This window comes from Oleidesulfovibrio vietnamensis, assembly GCF_055388115.1.
This window is the reverse complement of the sequence record NZ_AP042419.1, coordinates 1,287,501-1,308,758: the sequence shown is the minus strand read 5'-3', so window position 1 is coordinate 1,308,758 and position 21,258 is coordinate 1,287,501. Positions and strand designations below refer to the sequence as shown.

Annotated in this window: 17 protein-coding genes and 2 rRNA genes (1 of these 19 cut by a window edge); 10 read left to right on the top strand and 9 right to left on the bottom strand. The window is 56.4% G+C overall.

The genetic code is table 11. The features are described 5' to 3' along the window. Window positions 1-21: 21 nt before the first annotated feature. The 4 genes from ACZ5D1_RS05670 to ACZ5D1_RS05655 form a co-directional block, all read right to left on the bottom strand. Window positions 22-768: a terminase small subunit gene (locus ACZ5D1_RS05670; RefSeq protein WP_464556189.1), complete on the bottom strand. Its 747-nt coding sequence runs from the start codon at window positions 766-768 to the stop codon at window positions 22-24. Between the two features lie 4 nt (window positions 769-772). Further along, window positions 773-1,174 carry a hypothetical protein gene (locus ACZ5D1_RS05665; protein WP_011368415.1) on the bottom strand — a complete coding sequence of 134 codons (402 nt, stop codon included), beginning with the start codon at window positions 1,172-1,174 and terminating at the stop codon, window positions 773-775. Further along, window positions 1,171-1,752, bottom strand: coding sequence for a hypothetical protein (locus tag ACZ5D1_RS05660; protein WP_464556187.1), 582 nt, complete (start codon window positions 1,750-1,752; stop codon window positions 1,171-1,173). The genes ACZ5D1_RS05665 and ACZ5D1_RS05660 overlap by 4 nt, the downstream gene beginning before the upstream one ends. Before the next feature lie 694 nt (window positions 1,753-2,446). Continuing rightward, entirely contained in the window at window positions 2,447-2,911 is a 465-nt protein-coding gene (locus ACZ5D1_RS05655; protein ID WP_011368417.1) for a hypothetical protein, read from the bottom strand. Window positions 2,912-3,310: 399 nt separating this feature from the next. On the opposite strand from ACZ5D1_RS05655, the gene ACZ5D1_RS05650 reads away from it, so the two are divergent. The 6 genes from ACZ5D1_RS05650 (at window position 3,311) to ACZ5D1_RS05625 (ending at window position 9,609) form a co-directional block, all read left to right on the top strand. Then, entirely contained in the window at window positions 3,311-4,153 is an 843-nt protein-coding gene (locus ACZ5D1_RS05650) for a hypothetical protein (RefSeq protein WP_464556185.1), read from the top strand. Between the two features lie 313 nt (window positions 4,154-4,466). Beyond that, entirely contained in the window at window positions 4,467-5,651 is a 1,185-nt protein-coding gene (gene ahbC, locus ACZ5D1_RS05645; protein WP_011368419.1) for a 12,18-didecarboxysiroheme deacetylase, read from the top strand. A gap of 111 nt (window positions 5,652-5,762) precedes the next feature. Then, the gene (hemB, locus tag ACZ5D1_RS05640; RefSeq protein ID WP_011368420.1) at window positions 5,763-6,758 is read left to right on the top strand and encodes a porphobilinogen synthase; all 996 of its coding nucleotides are present in this window, start codon (window positions 5,763-5,765) and stop codon (window positions 6,756-6,758) included. A gap of 106 nt (window positions 6,759-6,864) precedes the next feature. Then, window positions 6,865-8,031, top strand: coding sequence for a heme b synthase (gene ahbD / locus ACZ5D1_RS05635; RefSeq protein WP_011368421.1), 1,167 nt, complete (start codon window positions 6,865-6,867; stop codon window positions 8,029-8,031). 64 nt (window positions 8,032-8,095) lie between these two features. Continuing rightward, entirely contained in the window at window positions 8,096-8,590 is a 495-nt protein-coding gene (gene ahbA / locus ACZ5D1_RS05630; protein ID WP_051363829.1) for a siroheme decarboxylase subunit alpha, read from the top strand. A gap of 281 nt (window positions 8,591-8,871) precedes the next feature. Further along, a complete protein-coding gene (locus tag ACZ5D1_RS05625; RefSeq protein ID WP_155891337.1) occupies window positions 8,872-9,609 on the top strand; it encodes a GntR family transcriptional regulator in 738 nt (245 codons plus the stop codon). Window positions 9,610-9,843: 234 nt separating this feature from the next. Here the strand turns inward: ACZ5D1_RS05625 and ACZ5D1_RS05620 are convergent, their stop codons facing one another. From ACZ5D1_RS05620 to ACZ5D1_RS05610, 3 genes are all read right to left on the bottom strand, one after another. Further along, window positions 9,844-11,265: a Na+/H+ antiporter NhaC family protein gene (locus ACZ5D1_RS05620; RefSeq protein ID WP_011368424.1), complete on the bottom strand. Its 1,422-nt coding sequence runs from the start codon at window positions 11,263-11,265 to the stop codon at window positions 9,844-9,846. A gap of 126 nt (window positions 11,266-11,391) precedes the next feature. Further along, window positions 11,392-12,393 carry a D-cysteate sulfo-lyase gene (cuyA, locus tag ACZ5D1_RS05615; protein WP_273193011.1) on the bottom strand — a complete coding sequence of 334 codons (1,002 nt, stop codon included), beginning with the start codon at window positions 12,391-12,393 and terminating at the stop codon, window positions 11,392-11,394. A gap of 20 nt (window positions 12,394-12,413) precedes the next feature. After that, on the bottom strand, window positions 12,414-12,803 hold the full coding sequence (locus ACZ5D1_RS05610) for a RidA family protein (protein ID WP_011368426.1): 390 nt from the start codon (window positions 12,801-12,803) through the stop codon (window positions 12,414-12,416). A 681-nt stretch (window positions 12,804-13,484) separates the two neighbouring features. On the opposite strand from ACZ5D1_RS05610, the gene ACZ5D1_RS05605 reads away from it, so the two are divergent. From ACZ5D1_RS05605 to ACZ5D1_RS05590, 4 genes are all read left to right on the top strand, one after another. Continuing rightward, on the top strand, window positions 13,485-14,258 hold the full coding sequence (locus tag ACZ5D1_RS05605) for a substrate-binding periplasmic protein (protein WP_027181313.1): 774 nt from the start codon (window positions 13,485-13,487) through the stop codon (window positions 14,256-14,258). 68 nt (window positions 14,259-14,326) lie between these two features. Further along, window positions 14,327-14,683, top strand: a complete 357-nt coding sequence (locus ACZ5D1_RS05600) for a hypothetical protein (RefSeq protein ID WP_464556183.1) — start codon at window positions 14,327-14,329, stop codon at window positions 14,681-14,683. A gap of 36 nt (window positions 14,684-14,719) precedes the next feature. Next, window positions 14,720-15,882 (top strand): IS3 family transposase gene (locus tag ACZ5D1_RS05595; RefSeq protein WP_455697365.1). Its coding sequence is split into 2 segments (ribosomal slippage): window positions 14,720-14,995 and window positions 14,998-15,882, totalling 1,161 coding nucleotides; the frame shifts between segments, so codons are not numbered across the junction. 160 nt (window positions 15,883-16,042) lie between these two features. Continuing rightward, complete coding sequence (locus ACZ5D1_RS05590; protein ID WP_464556182.1) at window positions 16,043-17,278, top strand: methyl-accepting chemotaxis protein; 1,236 nt, start codon at window positions 16,043-16,045, stop codon at window positions 17,276-17,278. A gap of 1,282 nt (window positions 17,279-18,560) precedes the next feature. Here ACZ5D1_RS05590 and rrf read toward each other — a convergent pair. Then, window positions 18,561-18,675 (bottom strand): 5S ribosomal RNA (gene rrf / locus ACZ5D1_RS05585). A 119-nt stretch (window positions 18,676-18,794) separates the two neighbouring features. Further along, a 23S ribosomal RNA gene (locus ACZ5D1_RS05580) occupies window positions 18,795-21,258 on the bottom strand (it continues 467 nt past the right edge of the window).

The window sequence follows — 21,258 nt, the reverse complement described above, 5'->3', positions numbered from 1 at the left end:
GGAATCTCCCGGCTCCTGTAATTATCCGCTCTTGTAGCCCTGTACGGTCTCCGCGGCAAGCCCGCCGCTTTCTTCCGGCTGCCACGCCTCCCCGCATGGCACCGCGGCACCACGCCCCCCTGCGGCGTACAGTTCTTCCAGACGCGCCAGTATTTCATCCGGCAATCCGCAGCCTTCTCCTCCCGCCTCTCCCTGACGCACGGCTCCGGCCCCTTCCTGTCCGGCGGCCGTCCCCGCCGGTCCGAACAGTCCCAGCGCCCTGCACAGCATATCCAGAGCTTTGAGCTTTGAATGCATCTTAACACGCAGGGTTCCGCCGCGGCTTGTGGTAGTTTCGGCAATTTCGGCCACGGCCGATGCATGCACCGCCGGTATGCCGCATGAGTCTTTAAGCCGCAGCGTGTTCTGCTCCCAGCTGCAGATGTCAGTCATGGAAGAAAATGCCACAGCCGCAAGCTCTTCCAGCACCTTGTCCGGCGTAGGTTCGCCGGAAAACGCCGCAGACGCCGAAGCCTCCTGCCTTCCCTCACCCGCGCCAGGCGCCGTATCCTGCGCCATGTCCCGCTCCGGCACGGGCCGCCGGTTTCCGTTTATCCCGGTCTGCTGCAAAGATTGCAGCAGACCGCGCACCTGCGGGCGCTGCAGCAGCGCCCTGCCGCTGCGCAGCGCCGATGCCGGAGCATACCCTGCTGCCAGCGCGGCCTGCCGGACATCCCCGTGCTTCAGCCACGCACGGGCAAAAAGCTCATACCGCTCCTGCCGCTTCACAATGTCACTCCCCCTGCTGTAAGATATCCTGCAAGGCTGTCTCCGTATCGCCCGCGTCACGTTTTTCCGCAGTCTGCCGCAGCAGGGCCACAGCCCGTGCATCTGCATGCGTCTGCTTTTTCCGCCACGCGGTCAGTCGCTGCTGACGCAGTTCACGCACATCCAGACGCACCTCTTCCAGCACCTGCTGCACAGCCACCACCCGTTCTTCCAGCCGTTCCACCTGTACAGCCGTTCTGCGGCCCTGTGCCAGTTCACCCGCCAGCACCCCCAGCGAGCTTTCCATCTGCTGCACCCGGTACTGCAGTGTGGCCCCCATGGCCATAACACCCGCCACGGCAGTGAACAAACCGGTGAGCGCCGTAAGCGTCACCTTCCTGTCCAGACTCCAGCCGGTACCGTTCACGATGAGCTCCTTGCGGCGTCACGCGGCGTTACCGCCTGCCCCGGCAAAACAGATCCGGAGAGTGTATTTCCGGAACGGGCATCTTTACGGTAAGACCCCATGGACGACCCCAGATAGTAATTGACCACTCCCCCGAATGCCGTTCCCAGTGACCCCAGCAGCAACAAGGCAGGCTCGTTGACGCTCTGCATGGCCATCACCGCGTCCAGCATCCAGAAAAAACCGCACACAACAACCAGTGAAACAACGGCGGCAGCCCACGCCCCGCCATGTCCCGCCCGTGCCAGCGCCACCTCTCTGGCTCTGGCATCCTGCACGTTGGCCAATGCTGTCTGCAGCTGCACCTGCTGCCACTCCAGCAAACGGGCTTCATGCCGGGCCTCCAGTTCGGCCAGCTTAAGCACCGCGTCAGGGTTTTCCAGCGCGCGGGCCACGGTGTCCGGCTCTGCGGGTACCCCCAGATAAGCCCCGAGCAGCGTTCCTGCCGCGCCGGCCACGGCACCTGCCGGGCCGCCCAGTATGCTTGCCAGCAGCGGAGCCGACTTGGCAGCCATCCTGCCCACATCTTTCCACTCCATGATATTTCCCCCATGTCAGGTTGATCCGGTGGCCATGCACCGGCCCGCACCTTACCCCGCCGCGGCAGGGCAAAAGCCCCGCGGCGCCACTGCGGCGTGCCCCCGGCGCTGTCCCGCCCGTGTCCCGCGGCACTTGCCGCATACCGTCAGACTTTTTCATAAAAAAACTCTTCACCGGTTGACCTTTGGGCATACGAGCAATATACATACAAATGCGCATGTATTCCGGGCTGGCCCGGTTTCATGCCTCGCTGCGGTCATGCTCCTCCTCGCCGGCCGCAGCTGCCGGACAGCCGTTCTCCGTTGGCAGCCCCCCTATGCCTCCGGCCGTCCGGCGACACACCCTGACGACGGTCTCCCCTCCCCAAGAATGACCGTTGGCGCCGGGGCACCCAGATGCCCCGGCGCATTTTTTTTGTCCGCACACGGCACCGCAAAAAACCCCGCACCGGAATACTTCCGGTGCGGGGTTGGCGCAGGCTGATACATACAATACGTCCGGGGCAGAACATCGTACCCCCTCCGCAGTCCGAAGCATCAGTAATGTTGAAGATAATCCGTGCAGAGCTGGCAGTGTGCACCACGGCAGGCGGCATAACGGCTGCCACATGTACAGCCGAAGCGGGCTGACCGCCCGGCAGGCAGTTTAAAGTCTGCCTGCGGCATGCCGCGCTGCAGGCAAGCGGGCACGCGTCTATCCGTGCACAGCCGCGCTGACTCCGCCCCCGCTGCCGTGCATGGCGGTGGTGCACAGGTCGAACAGCACCATCACCGGCAGCCGCACATAAAACCAGTCAGTTACCAGCGTACCGTCGGCAAAAGTCCATTCGCCCGAATGCACGAAGTAGGAAAAGAGTGCCGCCTCCATGGAAGATTCCGGCATATCCGGCCTGCGCAACACCCGTTCACGACAGAACAATGTCAGCGTTTCCAGCAGGGCAAAGCAGTTTCCGCTTTCGGCCGCTTCTGCCAGCACACTGCCGAACTGCGCGGCAAAAGGCGTTTTTGCCAGTACCGTTGCTGCGTATGCGCCGGATTGTTCGCAAATTTCCGCCAGTGCCCACTGGCACAGTCTGGCCTCGGCAGAATCGTGTTCTGCAGACCGCAGATGCCGCAACACCTGCTCCATGGCGTGTAAATTGTCCTGAATTACTGACATTTGTTCCCCCTGTGCGCGATTGTTATAAATCACATAATATAGCTTAGACGTATTGTAAAATACGAAAACACATACACAACGGCACAGCCGTATTTTTTTGCACAGGAAAAATGTTGCTTTTATCAAAATGCGAAGTATGTTAGCGCTCAGAAACGCCCCTGAGCACGGTATCCTTCCACGGATATCGCCTGTTCATGCGGGCGTGGGCCATGCGATTCCCCCGATCACAAAAGAAACTGTCTCCCGCCTATTTCTCTTGTGAATATCGCATGGCCCTTCTTTTGCCGGCTGCACACAGTTGGCTCCCCCTATAGTCTTCCAAGGATGACCGGAACACGGCACTCAATTTGCATGCTCAGGCAGTACCCAGAGTAACGACAACTTTCCGACGGAGCCACCATGGCCGACACCAGCCGACAGTATATACGCCTTTTCATGCTTGCCGCCCTGCTCATGCTTGCTACCGCCTGCGGCAGCATACAAAGCACGCTGGACAACGCTCCGGCAGTTCTGGACATTGATCTGGCATCACAAGGCACCCTGTACACCAACGAATGGGTGCACAGACAGGCCGAACCGCAGATAATGGTCCGCCCGCAGGAACCGCCCGACACCCCGCCGCGGGTACTGTTCGTGCCTTTCAGGATGTATCAGGACATGCGCGAAGGCAGCGCCATCGCCGAGCAGGTCTCAGGCATTTTCTGGCAGTCGTGGCTGCAGCAGCGGACCTTCGAGGTGCTGCAGTTTGCTCCGGAGCTGGCTCCGTTTTCACCTGCACGCGGAATTGCCGCAGGCAGAGCCGCAGGCGCCGATCTGGTGGTCAGCGGGTATGTGACGCGGTTTATTGATGCAGGCACTGCCGGTGACAGCAGACTGGCCCTGCAGGTGGACATGTACGACACATTTACAGGCGAACTGGTCTGGTCCATGGCTCATGCGGGATTTATGGAAAACACCGTAAAGCGTGACTATCTGCTGTTCACCCAGCGGAACAGGCTGCCCGCGGAACCGGTCTGGAGCATTGCCACCGTGCTGGCCGCGGATATGGCACGCCCGATTAAAGAATGGCAGGCCCCCCTGCAGGAAGAAGAGCCCGATCCTTTTGCTCCTGCGCCGCTGGCCCCCGGCCAGATGCAGGCCGCACCGCAACCGCAAGGCCCCGTCCCGCAGGCGGATGCTGCACAAAGCAATACCATTTACGATGTCCGCCCCCGGAAAGCATCCGCCCCGCGCACTTTCTAACAAACAGCAAAACTCTGTAAGTACGAGATGTTAAGCGGCGAGAAACATCATATACCGGCGCGTTGTCAGTGACCGGTCACAGCCATAAATCAGTAACACATCCTGATAAGCCTTTTCAGGGCTTGCAATCCGCCCTTTCAATCCTATATTACCTGCGGTACAAACTTGTTTTTCTGACGCACTCAGAAACACGAAAAGCCCCATACATTTTTTTTCGCAGGGTATTCCTGCTGTGTCGGTGGCTGCACGCAGCGGCCAAACGATGCGTGTTTACGCGGAATGATTCGGGCTTTCATGCATACCAGGAGACATAATGATAGGCATTTCAAAGCTGTACTGTGGACAGGTTGAACCCTCCGACGCGCTGCGCTACGGACGAGAATCGGGCAAAATGCCCTCGCACCTGCTTCAGTTCTCCAAAGACAAAAAGCCCGTGGTTGTGTGGAACATGACCCGCCGCTGCAACCTGAAGTGTGTTCACTGCTACGCTCAGGCCGTGGACCCCGAAGGCAACGACGAAATCAGCACCGAACAGGGCAAAGAGATCATCCGCGATCTGGCCCAGTACGGCGCACCGGTCATGCTGTTTTCCGGCGGCGAGCCGCTGGTGCGCAAAGACCTTGTGGAGCTGGCCAAATTTGCCACCGAACAGGGCATGAGAGCGGTTATATCCACCAACGGCACGCTGATTACCAAAGAAAAAGCCCGCGAGCTGAAAGAAGTGGGACTTTCGTACGTGGGGATTTCCCTTGACGGTATGGAAGAGGTGCACAACAAATTCCGCGGTGTGCCCAACAGCTTTAAAAAAGCGCTCGAAGGCATTGAAAACTGTAAGGCCGAAGGGCTGAAAGTGGGCCTGCGCTTTACTATCAACAAGCGTAACGCACCGGAAGTTCCCAAAATATTTGACCTCATCAAAGAACTGGAAATACCCAGAATCTGCTTTTACCATCTGGTATACTCCGGCCGCGGCAGCGAACTGATCAAGGAAGATCTTGATCATGCCGAAACCCGTGCCATGGTTGACCTTATCATGGACCGCACCCGCCAGCTCTTTGAAGAAGGCCACCCTAAAGAAGTGCTGACCGTGGACAACCACGCCGACGGCCCCTATGTGTGGATGCGCATGCTCAAGGAAGACCCCAAGCGTGCCGCTGAAGTATTCGAGCTGCTGCAGTACAACGAAGGCAACAACTCCGGCCGCGGCATCGGCTGCATCAGCTGGGACGGCACGGTGCATCCCGACCAGTTCTGGCGCAACAAGGTTTTCGGCAACGTGCTCGAACGTCCTTTCTCGGAAATTTGGGACGACCCCGAAATCGAGCTGCTGGCAAAGCTGAAAGACAAAAAACAGCATGTCACCGGCCGCTGCGCCCAGTGCCGCTTCCTCAATATCTGCGGCGGCAACTTCCGCGCCCGTGCCGAATCCTACTACGGCGATGTGTGGGCTCCCGATCCGGCCTGCTTCCTCACCGACGAGGAAATCGGCATCAAATAGCCAACTTTCCGCTCCGGCGTGCCAGAACGGGCAGGCCGGAGCGTTTTTTACTGCTGCCTGCAAGTGCAGCAACAGCAAGCCAATTGCAACAGAACCAAAGGAGCAGACACGGTGTCTGATTTTTTCCGGGGCAGAAGGTTGCGCCGCAACGCCCCCATGAGGGAACTTGTACGCGAGCATGACATTTCCGCCCGTCATCTCGTCATGCCCTATTTTGTGGTGGAAACCGACGATGCCGGCTTCCGCAAGCCTATCACCTCCATGCCCGGCATTTTTCAGCTGTCGCTTGCCGAGCTGGAAAAAGACGTGGCCGAAGCCGTGGCACTGGGCATGCGTTCCGTTATTCTTTTCGGCATTCCGGCGGCAAAAGATTACAAAGGCTCGGAAGCATACAACCACGACGGCATTGTCCAGAAAGCCATACGCCGGCTGAAAGAGCGCTTTCCGGATCTTCTGGTAATCACCGATGTGTGTCTGTGCGAATATACCAGCCACGGTCACTGCGGACTGCTGCGGCAGGGCGACACCACCGGTGAAGTGCACAATGACCCTACCCTGACCCTGCTGGCCAAGGCTGCGGTTTCGCACGCCGAGGCAGGAGCCGACATCGTGGCCCCATCGGACATGATGGACGGGCGTGTGCTGGCCATCCGCGAAGCGCTGGATGCCAACGGCTTTTCACATATTCCCGTCATGTCCTACGCCGTCAAATACGCCAGCGCCTTTTACGGCCCCTTCCGCGAGGCGGCCGAATCCACCCCCCAGCACGGCGACCGCAAGACCTATCAGATGGACCCGGCCAACAGCCGCGAGGCCATGCGCGAAGCCGCGGCAGACGTGGCGGAGGGAGCAGACTTCCTCATTGTCAAACCTGCCGGTCCTTACATGGACATCATCCGCATGGTACGGGACAGCTTTGACCTGCCCGTTGCCGCCTATCAGGTCAGCGGCGAGTATTCCATGATCAAGGCTGCCGCCATCAACGACTGGATTGACGGCGACAAAGTGGCCATGGAGTCCCTTACGGGCCTGCGCCGCGCCGGTGCGGATATCATCATCAGTTATCTGACTGTGGAAATGCTGCGCAAAAAGCTTGTTTCCGCATAAAACGCAATGCTCTTCCGGCGCGCCGTCCCTGCGGGGCGTACGCGCCGGAATTTTTCAGCCGACCTGTGCAGCCCTGCACATGCCGTACAGGTACAAGGACACACACATGCACAACGCAAACCACCCGCACGGCAACGGCCACCCGGCAGAAAAAAAAGGCATGGGCGCACATTCCGGCGCAATGAACATGCCCCGCACCCTTGAAGACGGCAGCCCCGCATGCCGCCTCATCGCCTGGGAGGTCACCCGTTCCTGCAACCTTGCCTGCAAGCACTGCCGCGCCGAAGCCCATACCGAACCATATCCCGGCGAACTGAGCACACAGGAAGCCAAAGCGCTCATCGACACTTTTCCTGAAGTGGGCAACCCCATAATTATCTTCACCGGTGGCGACCCCATGATGCGCGCCGACCTGTACGAGCTGATCCGCTACGCCACGGGGCTTGGTCTGCGTTGTGTGCTGTCGCCCAACGGAACGCTGATAACCGGGCAGAACGCCGTGCAGATACGCGAAGCCGGAGTGCAGCGCTGTTCCATTTCCATAGACGGTCCGTCTGCAGAACTGCATGACGAGTTCCGCGGCGTACCCGGCGCATTCGAACAGTCCATGCGCGGCATTGAATTTTTGAAGCAGGCCGGAGTGGAGTTTCAGATAAACACCACGGTTACGCGTGACAATCTTCCGTACTTCAAAGACATCTTCAAACTGTGTGAAAATCTGGGCGCCGCAGCATGGCATATATTTCTGCTGGTACCAACCGGCCGCGCAGCACAGCTGGGCGCACAGGTCATCACCGCCGAAGAATACGAAGAAGTACTCAACTGGTTCTACGATTTCCGCAAGACGACCTCCATGCATCTCAAGGCTACCTGCGCACCGCACTATTACCGCATCATGCGCCAGCGGGCCAAGGAAGAAGGCCTACCGGTGACGCCTGACAACTTCGGCATGGATGCCATGACCAGAGGGTGTCTGGGCGGTATCGGCTTCTGCTTTATATCGCATACCGGACAGGTACAGCCATGCGGCTATCTGGAACTGGACTGCGGCAATGTGCGCGATACGCGTTTTCCTGAAATATGGCGCAAATCGGAATACTTCAGGCAGTTCCGCACGCCGGAAGAATATGACGGCAAATGCGGGCACTGTGAATACCACAATGTATGCGGCGGCTGCCGCGCCCGTGGCTTCACCATGAGCGGCAGCCATATGGCAGAAGAGCCTCTGTGCACCTACCAGCCGCGCAAAAAGCCCGCCGCAGACCGTAAATAAACGTCATGGCTGTGCATACAGCAGCCGGACGCGGCTTCACTCTTAACGATTCACAGGAGCTAGCATGACTGGACCCGCCGTGCAGGATCAGGAGCTGGATCAGTTCGATAAAAAAATTCTGGATATCATCCAGACCGGTTTTCCGCTGGAACCACGGCCGTATGCCGTTATCGGCGATGCAGTGGGCCTGACTGAAGCAGAAGCCCTCGCCCGCGTGCGCGCCCTGAAGGAACGCAGAATAATCAGACGGCTGGGAGCCAACTTCAATTCATGGAAGCTCGGTTTCCGCTCTACACTATGCGCCGCCAAAGTACCTGAAGACAAGTTCGACGAATTTGTGGCCGAAGTGAACAGCCATGTGGGTGTCACCCACAACTACCTGCGCGCCCATGCGTACAATGTCTGGTTCACCTTTATCGGCCCCAGCTGGGAAGAAGTGTGCAGCACTCTGGACAGCATAACGCAGAAAACCGGCATTCCCATTCTGAATCTGCCCGCAGAAGAGCTGTATAAAATAAGGGTTGATTTCAAGATGGATGAAGACCCCGCTGCGGACTGACAACGTCGTACCGTTGCGCTGCGGCATGTTCCCCGCGCAGGACAAGCCGCCCATACGCCGTCATGCAGGGTGCCGACCTTTTTGGGTCGGCACCCTGTTTCCGTCTGCGGCACCGGGCGTGGCGCGCTTCTTTGCGGCGGGGCCGCCCTGCCGCAGCACAATGCAAAAACAGTGTATCCGGCAATATACCGTCATATACAGTTGCTCTTATGACAAAGCCGGACTATACTTTGCGCTCTGTTTTTCTGTACAGTTATCCGCAACATGCAGGCGACAGCGCCATGCACGCCGGAAGCTCCGGCAATGCGCGGGCACCTTTTATCTTCAGCCTACTGAAAGGAACAATCGCATTGAGCGGCATTGTCAAACAGACATACAGCGAACAGGTTGTAGAATACATCAAGGACCGCATTCTCAAAGGTGAACTTTCTCCCGGCGATCCGGTCAAGGAAGCTCTCATTGCGCAGAAGCTTGCCATAAGCAGGGCTCCCGTACGCGAGGCACTCCAGATTCTCGCGCGGGAAGGGCTGATTGTGTATGAACCGCAGAAAGGCAAACGCATTACCGCCCTCACCGCCAAAGAAATACGCGACAGCTATTTTACCGGCGGAGTGCTGGAAGCGGCTGCCGTGGCCGCCGCCCTGCCGCTGTATACCGCACAGGATATCGACCTGATGCACCGCACGGTAAACCGCATGAAAGAAGTGGCCGACACAGGTGCGCCGCTGGACAGCATGACGGGACTGGACAACATCTTTCACGAAACCCTTTTCTCACGCGTGGACAATCCGCTGCTGGTCGAGCTTTGCCGCCGGTCCTGTCAGGGCATATCCAAATTTCTGCTGTACAGGCACTGGATCAAACTGTTTTCAGCACAGGAAGTCTATCTGCGCCACAAAGCGGTGTTTGACGCTGTGGCAAGCGGCGACCCCGCCCTTACAGAAACAGCCATCCGCCATCACTACACAGAGTCCGGAGAACGCATGTCGAACTACGGAGTCGACGTGTTCGACGGCTGAGCGCCGCAGCCCCGTCATCCGCTCCGGTCCTCGGGGCGGTCTCTTTTTTTGCTCCTGCGGCTACCGCCGCACGGCAGCCAATACCGCACATCCCCCGCACGGCCTGCCCCGGAAAACCCCGAAGGCACCGCATCCTGCTGCCCGTCCGAAGACCGCAACAGCTCTGCGTGCTCTGCCGAAGACCACAAAAAAAGGGAGCCGCAGCTCCCTTTCGTTATACATAATCCGGTGACATCAGGCCGTTGCCGTTTCAGTCTGTGCACTGTCGGGCTCGGCGTATCTGCGGTTCCAGCCGGTGATGGCCGAAAAGAGCAGCACGCCGAACAATGCCCATGAATACGGGTTGTACAGCGCGGCGGAAATGGACGGCGCGGCAAGGCCGAAAGATTCCGCGGCGGAAACCACAGCCGCATACCAGGCCGCCACGACAATGTGCCAGGGAAGAATGAAGAAGATGGTGCACACGGCGCAGTCCATCAGGTTTGCACGACGGGCCGGCGCCAGATTGAATTTTTCGCCTATGGGGCGCACCAGACTGGGCCCCACCAGCAATTCTGCAGGAGCGTTGGCGGAAATGGGAATGGATGCCAGCACCGTTACCCCGATAATGGAAAGCTCTGCCTGCCGCACGGTATTGATGATGAATTTTTCGGCAAAGCTCAGAATGCGCTTCATGATGCCGCTTTCCACCAGTATCTGGGTAACGGCAAGAATCAGCAGGGCAAAAATGATGGCTCCCACCACACCGCTTATACCGTCCTGAATGAGTCCGGTGCTTATGCCACGCTTGGCAGGAATGCTGAAAATATCACCGATGAGCAGGTTGCCGTTGAAAACACCCACCACGGCGGCTGCTATGTTGCCGTAAATAAGCGATTCAATGATGTGTCTGCCCATGAGAGCGGAAATGACAACAGTGGCCAGGGCAAGCAGCATCAGCGCGCCGGAAGGATCCATCTGAGCCTGAAGTTCAGGCAGGGGCTTTACCGTACCGCCGCCGCCGAACAGCAGGAATATGGCGCTTGCAATGGTGGCTGCCGCCATGGCCAGCGGAAAACGGCTGCGCACAACATCACGCATGGTGGCGCCCTGCGTGTACGCCGAAACAATTGTAGTATCTGAAATGGGGGCAAGGTTGTCGCCGAAGGCGGCGCCCGAAAGTATGGCAGTGGCCAGCAGGGCAGGGTCAGCGCCGAGGAAGCAGCCCGCAGGAAAAAGTACCGGTGTCAGCGCGATGCATGTGCCGGTGCTGGTGCCGGTGCCAAGAGCAAAAAGCGCCGCAGCGACAAACACCATCAGTGTAAACACAGCTCCCTGCGCACCCGTGGTCATACCCAGCCACAGCAGACCGTTCACCAGCCCGCCGCCTACCATCAGTTTGCCGAAAACACCGGCAAACAACCACGCCGTAACAATCACGATACCTGTTTTATCACCAATGCCGCGCATGGCCGCACGGCAGTACTCGTGCTTGTTTTTGGCAAAAAACAATCCGGCCACAATGGCCAGCCAGCCACAGGCCCAGAAAGGCTTCGTGCCGCCCATCTCCTCCACAGAAAGCCATACCAGTCCGCCGACCAGAACGATAAGGGGCACAAGGCCGCCCCATATGCCGCCATACAGTTCCAGGCGTGTATCCATGTTATGCTGTTCCATCCTGCTTCCCTTTTCATGTATCTGTTGTATGTCGCGGTGCTGTAACCCGCGGTGCTGCAATGCGGGAAAACCCCTCTTCCCTTGCAAAAAAGCCGCACCCGCGCAAAGCGGATGCGGCTCTGAGTCTTATTCCATAAAGGTATCGGTGTACGCATACAGCGCGGGCGAGCCGCCGGTATGCAGGAAAAGCACGTTCGAACCTTCGGGGAAATGACCTTTGCGCACAAGGTCGATAAGGCCGGCCATGGCTTTACCGGAATATACGGGGTCGAGCAGAATGCCTTCGGTGGAAGCAAGCAGTTTGACAGCCTCGACCATGGAACCTGTGGGCAGAGAGTATCCTTCGCCCACGTAACCGTCAAAGCATACCACTTCTTCACGGGCAATGCCGCCGCTTACGCCGACACGTTCTGCAGTGGCACAGGCCAGCTTATGCACCAGCTCTTCCTGAACAGGTTTGGTGCGGCTCACGTTGACGCCGCTTACCGGAATGCCGGAATTGGTGGCGGCCATGCCCACAACAATACCTGCATGTGTGCCTGCGCTGCCACTGGGAACCACCATGTGGTCGATGTTGATGCCCTGTTCAAAGAGCTGCTGCATCATTTCCTGAGCGCAGGCAACATACCCTGTGGCACCTATGGTGTTGGATGCGCCGCCGGGGATAATGTAGGGGTTCCTGCCCTGTTCTTTCAGCGTTCCGGCAACTTTGGTCATTGCCTCCATCATGTCGGAACCGCCGGGAACCACAGTAATGCTTTTGACACCCATAAGGTGGAAAAGCAGGTTGTTGCCCGATCCCTGCGGCTTGTAGCTGCCCTTTACGCGCTCTTCAAGCACCAGATGGCAGTCCATGCCTTCTTTAACCGCCCAGGCAAGAGTAAGACGGCAGTGGTTGGACTGTACAGCCCCGCAGGTGATGATAGTATCAGCACCCTGTTCAAGCGCGTCTGCAATGCAGAAATCAAGCTTGCGGGTCTTGTTGCCGCCGGCACAACCGGGAAGCAGGTCGTCACGTTTGATATAAATCTGCACCTTACCGCCCAGCGCGGCGGAAAAGTTATCCAGTTTTTCGATGGGAGTTGCCTGCTGCACATAGCCGCGGCGGGGGAATTTTGCCAGATTCATGATATCACCTCATCCTGTTACTATTCGGCAATCCTGATGATTGCTTCTATTTCCACATCGGCCTTCAGAGGCAGTGCAGCCACCTGCACGGCGCTGCGGGCCGGATACGGTGTTGAAAAATATTGCGCGTACACTTCGTTGACAGCGGCAAAGTCACTGATATCGGCCAGAAACACGGTTACTTTGACCACGTCATCCAGCGATGCCCCTGCACTTTCTGCCACGGCTTTGATGTTGGCGAAAATCTGATGGACCCGATCGCGGATATCGCCTTCGGGCATGGTGCCGGTCTGCGGATTGATGGGCAGCTGACCGGAAAGAAAAAGCAGGTCGCCGGAAAGTATAGCCTGAGAATACGGGCCTACGGCTCCCGGTGCCTTGGTTGTGGCAATGGCTTTTTTTGCAGACACAACGGCCTCCTTTGCTTGGTAAAAATTTCACATCGCATGTCACAATGTCGAATGTCGACAATTTTCATTCATACGACTGAGCCTGAAAACCATCTCGTGTACAAGCGGTATTCCCGCCGCACGCCTGCACACTACGGTTATCCTCACATATTAGTCAAACAAAATGTCGACATTCGACAATAATTTTTATTCATCATGATAAAAAAACATCATCAATACGTTTAAAAAAGCAATAAAAAAAGAATATTACGAAGGGCACAATACTGCGCCGCCCTTGCTCATTATTTCACATAAACAAGCCTTTCATCGGTGTCAGCGTTCCGGCAAAACACAGCCGTCGTGACCAAGAAAACAGTCCACGACGACATAACAATACGGATAAGCAGGAAAAAAGATCCATCACAATCCGAACCTCGCCTTTGCTGCTGTTTTCCGGATTCTGCGGCCGAATTTTGGGCCGGACTTCCAGCCAGACTTCGCACAGACATCCGGCCGGACTTGCAACCGGTGCCGTCCGCCGGCGGACAAGCTAACAAGCCGGTCGGGCTAGAAAATTATCATCCTCCGCCACGCGGATAATAATAGAAAAAAAGCGCTGATGCAGAACAATACTTACAGACTCAAACCGCCGGCTCATGCTTCCGGCAGCGGGGTCATCACGTCAATCTACCGGAGGTATCGATGAAAAAAACAATCCTGTCCGCATTCCTGTTTCTCATGCTGGTTGCAGCGTTCCCTCTGCATGCTGCGCAAAATGTCACCGTATACGGTGACGACGCCTACCCGCCCTACAGCTACCAGAAAGGAAAAGAAGCCAGAGGCATCTATGTTGATATTCTGAAAAAAGCTTTTGCACAGATGCCCGACTACAATGTGACCATAGAGCTTGTGCCGTGGAAACGTGCAGTCAAGCTGGTGGAAACCGGTAAAGGATTTGCCTTTTTCCCGCCTTATTACCGTCCGGACCTGCGCCCGTGGGTCATCCATTCCGAACCCATTCTGGAAGAAGCAGTTGTCGTATTCTGCCGCGATGACGTGCTGGCCTCTCCCCGCCCTGACTGGCCTGCAGACTACAAAGGGTTGACCGTGGGGACAAACGAAGGCTTTTCACTCGGGCGAAAAGAAGCCGAACAAGGCATAATCACACTGGAAGAGGCCGGTGATAATGACAAAAACGTTATAAAAGTAGCCAACAAACGTATTGACTGCTACCTCAACGACCGCCTTGCCGTACTGCAGACCATTCAGAGTCTGAAACAGGCAGGCAAGTATGTTGAGGGACAGCACGCCGGTATCCTGGAAGGCGCTGTGGTCGAACAGGAATACGGTCACGTGGGCTTTGCCACGGCAGGCTCGTTCCCGTTCCGCGACGACTTTGTCGCCAAATTCAATGAAACCATAAAGAAGATGAAGGCATCAGGCGAAATCGAAGCTATTGTTGCCGGATATAAATAACTGAACAAAGCAGGAAGCCTTCGCACGGAGGCTTCCTGCTCCGGCCCCGAAACAGCTCGGAGGGCATTGTGACAAAAAGCATACAGACTATACTCATCCTGATACTTGTAGCCGTTGTAACAACTATCCTTACGGCTTTCGGTGCTCAGAGCTACTATCTGGAGCAGACCAAGCAGCTCGCCCTGCTGACTAATGAAAGTAACCGTGCAGCGGCACGCCTTGCGGTCAACATGGCGTCCCCCATGTGGGAACTGGATGAAGATCTGGCAAGCGATGTGGTGGCTTCCGAAATGCAGGCAGAGAACGTCCACACGGTGGTCATCTGGGAACCTGATCAGGAAAAAATCTTTTACGGCCGCACCAAAGCAGGAACTGAAGAAGCCGAAGCAGACCAGAGAAGTGGGTTCGGAAAACTGGACCAGTAGCTAAGGTGGACATATAAGAGCCGAAGGAGGCCCTTGATGTCCAAGAAGAGAAGAAAGTTTACCGCCGAGTTCAAGACCCGCGTCGCCCTGAACGCTTTGTCCGGCGAGCACACCCTTTCCGAGATCGCCAGCAAGTATGGCGTTCATCCCAATCAGGTTTCCCAGTGGAAAAAGCAGGCCAAAGAAGGCATTGCTGCTTCCTTTTCAGGCAAGGCCCAGAAAGTCCAGCAAAGCGATGAGGCCCGGATCAAGGAACTGCACGCCAAGATCGGCCAACTCACTGTGGAGAAGGATTTTTTACAACAAGCCTTCGCCAAAATCTGAGCCATGAGCGAAGGCGGGAGATCGTCGACAAGGGCCATCCTGCGCTCAGTGTTCGGCGGCAGTGCGAAGCCCTGAAGCTGCACCGCTCAACGTATTACTATCAGCCGATCGGCGAGTCCGAGTACAATCTGACGTTGATGCAGCGCATCGACGAGTTGTTCATGGAGTTGCCGTTCTTCGGCTCCCGGCAAATGCGCAACATCCTGCGAGATGAGGGACATTTCGTCGGGCGTAATCGTGTGCGTCGGCTCATGCGCAAGATGGGGCTGATGGCGGTCTACCAAAAGCCGCGAACCAGCCAGCCACACCCGCAGCACAAGACGTATCCGTATCTGTTGCGGGGCAAGGCGATCACGAAGCCGAATCAGGTGTGGTGCGCCGACATCACGTACATTCCGATGCGGCGTGGCTTCCTGTACCTCGTGGCGATCATGGATTGGCATAGTCGAGCCGTGCTGTCATGGCGCTTGTCGAACACGATGGACGCTGACTTCTGCGTGGCAGCCCTGGAAGAGGCCATGAACCGATACGGCGTGCCGGATATCTTCAACACCGACCAAGGCTCGCAATTCACGAGCTACGAGTTCACACGGACGCTCAGACAGGCAGGAGCCAAGATCTCAATGGATGGTCGAGGCCGCTGGATGGACAACGTTATGATCGAACGCCTCTGGCGTTCGTTGAAGTATGAATGCGTGTATTTGCGGGAAATTGAGACAGGAAGCGAGCTTCGTCGCACCCTGGCCTGGTGGTTTGAGTTCTACAACAATCGCCGTCCGCACAAGACCTTTGACGGCAGGAAGCCGATGGAGATATATCAACAGTTCAAGCCAGAGGGGGTACCCCCTCTGGCTTGCCCCAGAAAGGCGGCATAGCCAACGAAACTGTCCACCTTAGTTTTGCCGCTGACTGGTCCAAAGAAGTGAACCCACTTCTCAGCTGCCTGAAGGTTCTGACTATATCACAGCAACAAGCGAAGTATTGCACAAAGAATCTGTCATAGGCGTCGCCGGTGTAGCTGTCAGCAAAGCAAACATGCGCGCTGACCTCCGCGCCACCCTGCAAAAAATAGCGTTAACCACCATCACTATAGATGCTCTGCTTATTTTCGCACTCTTCATGGCCATGCGGTCAGTTATCATAAAGCCCCTTAAATCCATCGAAGAATACGTTGTGAGCATCAGTAACGGAAACTATGATGTGGGTTTCAGTGCCGCACGCTTCCTTGGCGAACTCAAGCGGCTGCGTACAGCAGTTGAAACCATGGTAGAGAACCTGAAGCGCAATATATCTGAAATACAGATAAAAGAGAAAGAAGCAGCAAAAGCTGCAGCGGAAGCAAAACAGGCATTCGCCGCTGCTGAAGAATCCAAAGAAAAAGCTGTAAGAGCGCGTCGCGAAGGTCTGCTGGAAGCTGCAGGTGTTCTGAAAGGCATCGGCGGCCGCATAAGAGAAGCTTCGTCTGACCTTTCTGAAAAAGTGGATGCTGTGACGTCACGCAGCGACCAGCAGCGAGAACGGGCCACATCTACGGCCACCGCCATGGAAGAAATGAACGCAACGGTTCTGGAAGTGGCCAGAAGTGCATCGGAAGCCGCACTCAGCGCTGAAGAATCACGTTCAACTGCGGGGCTCGGTTCCTCAAAAGTTGTGGAACTGGTAACGACCATCAAAGACGTGGTGCAGCAGACGGAAAACCTGAAAAACAGCCTGAATGTCCTTGGCAGCCATGCCGAAGGCATCGGGCGTATCATGGGCGTAATTAACGATATTGCCGACCAGACTAACCTGCTGGCGCTCAATGCAGCTATCGAAGCCGCACGGGCTGGTGACGCCGGCAGAGGTTTTGCCGTGGTGGCGGATGAAGTCCGCAAGCTGGCAGAAAAAACCATGCAGGCAACCAAAGAAGTTGAAACCGTTGTCCGTGATATACAAAGCAGCAGCCAGGTAAACATATCCGGCATGGAGCAGACTTCTGAAGTGGTACGCACAAGTACAACCCTGGCAGAAGAAGCCGGGCGGTCTCTGGAGCAGATCGTCCGCACCATAGAAATGACATCAGATCAGGTGCGCAGCATCGCCACTGCAAGCGAAGAACAATCCGCGAGCAGTGAGGAAATTAACCAAGCCATGGTCCACATCAATGACTTGGCAGCAGAAATTGCAGACGATATGGCACTGGCCAATGATGCCATCAATGAGTTGTCGACCTATGCAAACAATCTTGCCGAGTTGATAGAAAAACTGGAACACGACGGAGAAGATAACTGACCCATACGGTTCCGAATACCCTGCGTCCAAAGCTCCCGATACCACGCAGGAGTACTGAAACCCGGTCCCCTTCTTTCACCCTTGGTCTTCTTAGTCGGCAGAAATGCCCTGCCCACTCCGCAACTCAGAAGCTACGCCAATGGAGTTGCTGAAGTTGCCCCCTGCTTAAAGCGAAACGCAACGGGGGATGCAAGGGGAATCATTCCCCTTGCCCGCCGGAGGCGTATTTAGGGTTGCTCAGTAACTGCCTCCGGCGGGCAGGGAGATGATCTCCCTGCACCCGCGATGCGCGGGGTGGCCGGTGGCAGAGAAAAGGCTCCGGCGCGGCGGGCTGTGTTTGCTCTCCCGAATTACGTCATGCCTTGCCGAATCCCGTCAATCGCCCGATGAGCTAGTCCATAAAGCATCGTTGCACGGAAGGCACCCGAACGCCCAACGTATGCCGCAGCTAAGCCCGTATAGCTGCAGATGGCACCCCCAAAGACAGAGTACCCCTGAAAAACGGCGGACAGTTTAAACCAGCAGGACATCAGCCCAATGTCGCCACTGGTGAGCAGGCTACGCACCGGCGACCGGAAACCACACAGCGCCTTTTCAAGCAGAACATAGGCCAAGAAACTCACCCCTTCAGGTGGGCGCAAATCCGCAGCCGTACGCCCGAAGCAGTGGGGCTGACCGGTGCAGGACGGGCGCAACGGGGGATGCAAGGGGAATCATTCCCCTTGCCCGCCGGAGGCGTATTTATGGTTGTTCAGTATCTGCCTCCGGCGGGCAGGGAGATGATCTCCCTGCACCCGCAATGCGCGGCGTTGGAAAGTCGCAGAGAAATGGCTCCGGCGCGGCGGGCGGTGTTTACTCTGCCGAATTACGTCATGCCTTGCCGAATCCCGTCAATCACCCGATGAGCTGGTCCATAAAGCAGCGTTGCACGGAAGGCACCCGAACGCCCAACGTATGCCGCAGCCGTACGCCCGAAGCAGTGGGGCTGACCGGCGCAGGACGGGCGCAACGGGGGATGCAAGGGGAATCATTCCCCTTGCCCGCCGGAGGCGTATTTAGGGTTGTTCAGTAACTGCCTCCGGCGGGCAGGGAGATGGTTGTTCTGATCATGCCACACAATAGTGGAGCATCAATTAAGCCCCTTCAGCCTTACCGGATGGCAGGGAGCAAGGCGGCAGATACGGAGCTAGTGCGCGTGCGGAGGAAGATGGAGGGGTTCAGAAACGACAACAGGCTCTGATCCGTTTTGGATCAGAGCCTGTTGCGCTTTTTAAAGAAAAAGCCTTGGCGACGGCCTACTTTCCCACAAGCTCCCTTGCAGTATCATCGGCGATGGCTGGCTTAACTTCCGAGTTCGGAATGGGATCGGGTGTACCCCAGCCTCCATGGTCACCAAGGCAAATTCGTGGCCGGGCTTGGTGGTCACCGGTAAGGCGGCGGGTATATCTCCCCGCGCCACGTCGACGACTGCCTGGCCGAAATTTTAATTAAATAGGGTGGAAAGGAATTTATGAGAATCAATAAGCCGCACGGGCTATTAGTACTGGTCAGCTGAGCATGTCGCCATGCGTACACCTCCAGCCTATCAACCGGGTAGTCTACCCGGGCCCTTCAGCTCTTAAAAGAGAGGGAGATCTTATCTTGAGGCAGGCTTCCCGCTTAGATGCTTTCAGCGGTTATCCCTTCCGAACATAGCTACCCTGCGGTGCCTCTGGCGAGACAACAGGAACACCAGTGGTTCGTCCATCCCGGTCCTCTCGTACTAGGGACAGGTCCTCTCAAATCTCCTACGCCCACAGCAGATAGGGACCAAACTGTCTCACGACGTTTTAAACCCAGCTCGCGTACCACTTTAAACGGCGAACAGCCGTACCCTTGGGACCTGCTTCAGCCCCAGGATGTGATGAGCCGACATCGAGGTGCCAAACCGCGCCGTCGATATGAACTCTTGGGCGCGATCAGCCTGTTATCCCCGGCGTACCTTTTATCCAATGAGCGATGGCCCTTCCATGCGGAACCACCGGATCACTAACACCAACTTTCGTTCCTGCTCGACATGTCTGTCTTGCAGTCAAGCTCCCTTATGCGTTTGCACTCGACGGCTGGTTTCCAATCAGCCTGAGGGAACCTTTGCATGCCTCCGTTACATTTTGGGAGGCGACCGCCCCAGTCAAACTACCCACCAGACACTGTCTTCCTGCCGGCTAACGGCGAGGAATTAGAGCCTTAGACTGACAAGGGTGGTATTTCAAGGTTGGCTCCACCGATACTGGCGTACCGGCTTCAAAGCCTCCCACCTATCCTACACATGTCAGCCCAAAACCCAATGTCAAGCTATAGTAAAGGTGCACAGGGTCTTTCCGTCTTGCTGCGGGTACACGGCATTTTCACCGCGACTTCAATTTCACCGAGTCACTAGTTGAGACAGCGCGGAGATCGTTACGCCATTCGTGCAGGTCGGAACTTACCCGACAAGGAATTTCGCTACCTTAGGACCGTTATAGTTACGGCCGCCGTTTACCGGGGCTTCGGTTCGAAGCTTCGCTTGCGCTAACCTCTCCCCTTAACCTTCCGGCACCGGGCAGGCGTCAGTCCCTATACGTCGTCTTACGACTTAGCAGAGACCTATGTTTTTAGTAAACAGTCGCCACCGCCATTTCTCTGCGGCTCTCCTGGGCTTATTGAGTAAATCATTCACCCGGAAGAGCACCCCTTATTCCGAAGTTACGGGGTCATTTTGCCGAGTTCCTTAACTAGTGTTCTCTCGAGCGCCTTGGGTTACTCACCCCACCCACCTGAGTCGGTTTACGGTACGGTCTGCATGAACTATACTTAGGAGCTTTTCTAGGCAGCATAGGCTCAACCACTTACGTCCTTGCGGACACCGCATCGTGCCTCGGCCTTAGAGGAAGACGGATTTGCCTGTCTTCCAAGCCTACACACTTGCACCGGCTAATCCAACAGCCGGCTGGCCTACCTTTCTGCGTCCCTCCATCGCGCGATCACACAGGTACGGGAATATTAACCCGTTTCCCATCGACTACGGCTTTCGCCCTCGCCTTAGGGGCCGACTAACTCCGGGCAGATTACCTTTACCCGGAAAACCTTGGGTTTACGGCGAACAGGTTTCTCACCTGTTTTATCGTTACTTATGTCAGCATAATCACTTCTCTACAGTCCAGCTGGCCTTACGGCGCACCTTCGACCCATAGAGAACGCTCCCCTACCGCTCGTCAAAGACGAGCCCGAAGCTTCGGTACCATGCTTAGCCCCGTTACATTTTCGGCGCAGGATCTCTAGACCAGTGAGCTATTACGCTTTCTTTAAAGGATGGCTGCTTCTAAGCCAACCTCCTGGCTGTCTAGGAAATCCCACCACCTTTGCCACTGAGCATGGATTTGGAGACCTTAGCTGTCGGTCTGGGCTGTTTCCCTTTCGACTACGGACCTTCGCACCCGCAGTCTGACTCCCAGGGTACATCTTACGGCATTCGGAGTTTGATAGGGTTTGGTAAGCTGGTAGGCCCCCTAGCCCTGTCAGTGCTCTACCTCCGTAAGACAATCCCTGAGGCTATACCTCAATATATTTCGGGGAGAACCAGCTATCACCGAGTTTGATTGGCCTTTCACCCCTATCCACAAGTCATCCAAATCATTTTCAGCTGATACTGGTTCGGTCCTCCACCAAGTTTCACCTTGGCTTCAACCTGCTCATGGATAGATCACTCGGTTTCGGGTCTACTCCGCTGTACTTGTCGCCCTGTTCAGACTCGCTTTCGCTACGGCTACACTTGCGCTTAACCTTGCACAGCAGAATAACTCGCTGACTCATTATGCAAAAGGCACGCGGTCACATCTTAAAGATGCTCCCACAGCTTGTAGGCAACTGGTTTCAGGTTCTATTGCACTCCCCTAACAGGGGTTCTTTTCACCTTTCCCTCACGGTACTGGTTCACTATCGGTCGCCAGAGAGTACTTAGC

Coding starts and splice junctions, on each gene's coding strand:
- ahbA (WP_051363829.1), top strand. CDS start 8,096: ATGACTGGACCCGCCGTGCAGGATCAGGAGCTGGATCAGTTCGATAAA.
- ahbD (WP_011368421.1), top strand. CDS start 6,865: ATGCACAACGCAAACCACCCGCACGGCAACGGCCACCCGGCAGAAAAA.
- ACZ5D1_RS05590 (WP_464556182.1), top strand. CDS start 16,043: ATGCGCGCTGACCTCCGCGCCACCCTGCAAAAAATAGCGTTAACCACC.
- ACZ5D1_RS05660 (WP_464556187.1), bottom strand. CDS start 1,752: ATGGAGTGGAAAGATGTGGGCAGGATGGCTGCCAAGTCGGCTCCGCTG.
- cuyA (WP_273193011.1), bottom strand. CDS start 12,393: ATGAATCTGGCAAAATTCCCCCGCCGCGGCTATGTGCAGCAGGCAACT.
- ACZ5D1_RS05605 (WP_027181313.1), top strand. CDS start 13,485: ATGAAAAAAACAATCCTGTCCGCATTCCTGTTTCTCATGCTGGTTGCA.
- ACZ5D1_RS05650 (WP_464556185.1), top strand. CDS start 3,311: ATGGCCGACACCAGCCGACAGTATATACGCCTTTTCATGCTTGCCGCC.
- ACZ5D1_RS05620 (WP_011368424.1), bottom strand. CDS start 11,265: ATGGAACAGCATAACATGGATACACGCCTGGAACTGTATGGCGGCATA.
- ahbC (WP_011368419.1), top strand. CDS start 4,467: ATGATAGGCATTTCAAAGCTGTACTGTGGACAGGTTGAACCCTCCGAC.
- ACZ5D1_RS05655 (WP_011368417.1), bottom strand. CDS start 2,911: ATGTCAGTAATTCAGGACAATTTACACGCCATGGAGCAGGTGTTGCGG.
- ACZ5D1_RS05625 (WP_155891337.1), top strand. CDS start 8,872: ATGCACGCCGGAAGCTCCGGCAATGCGCGGGCACCTTTTATCTTCAGC.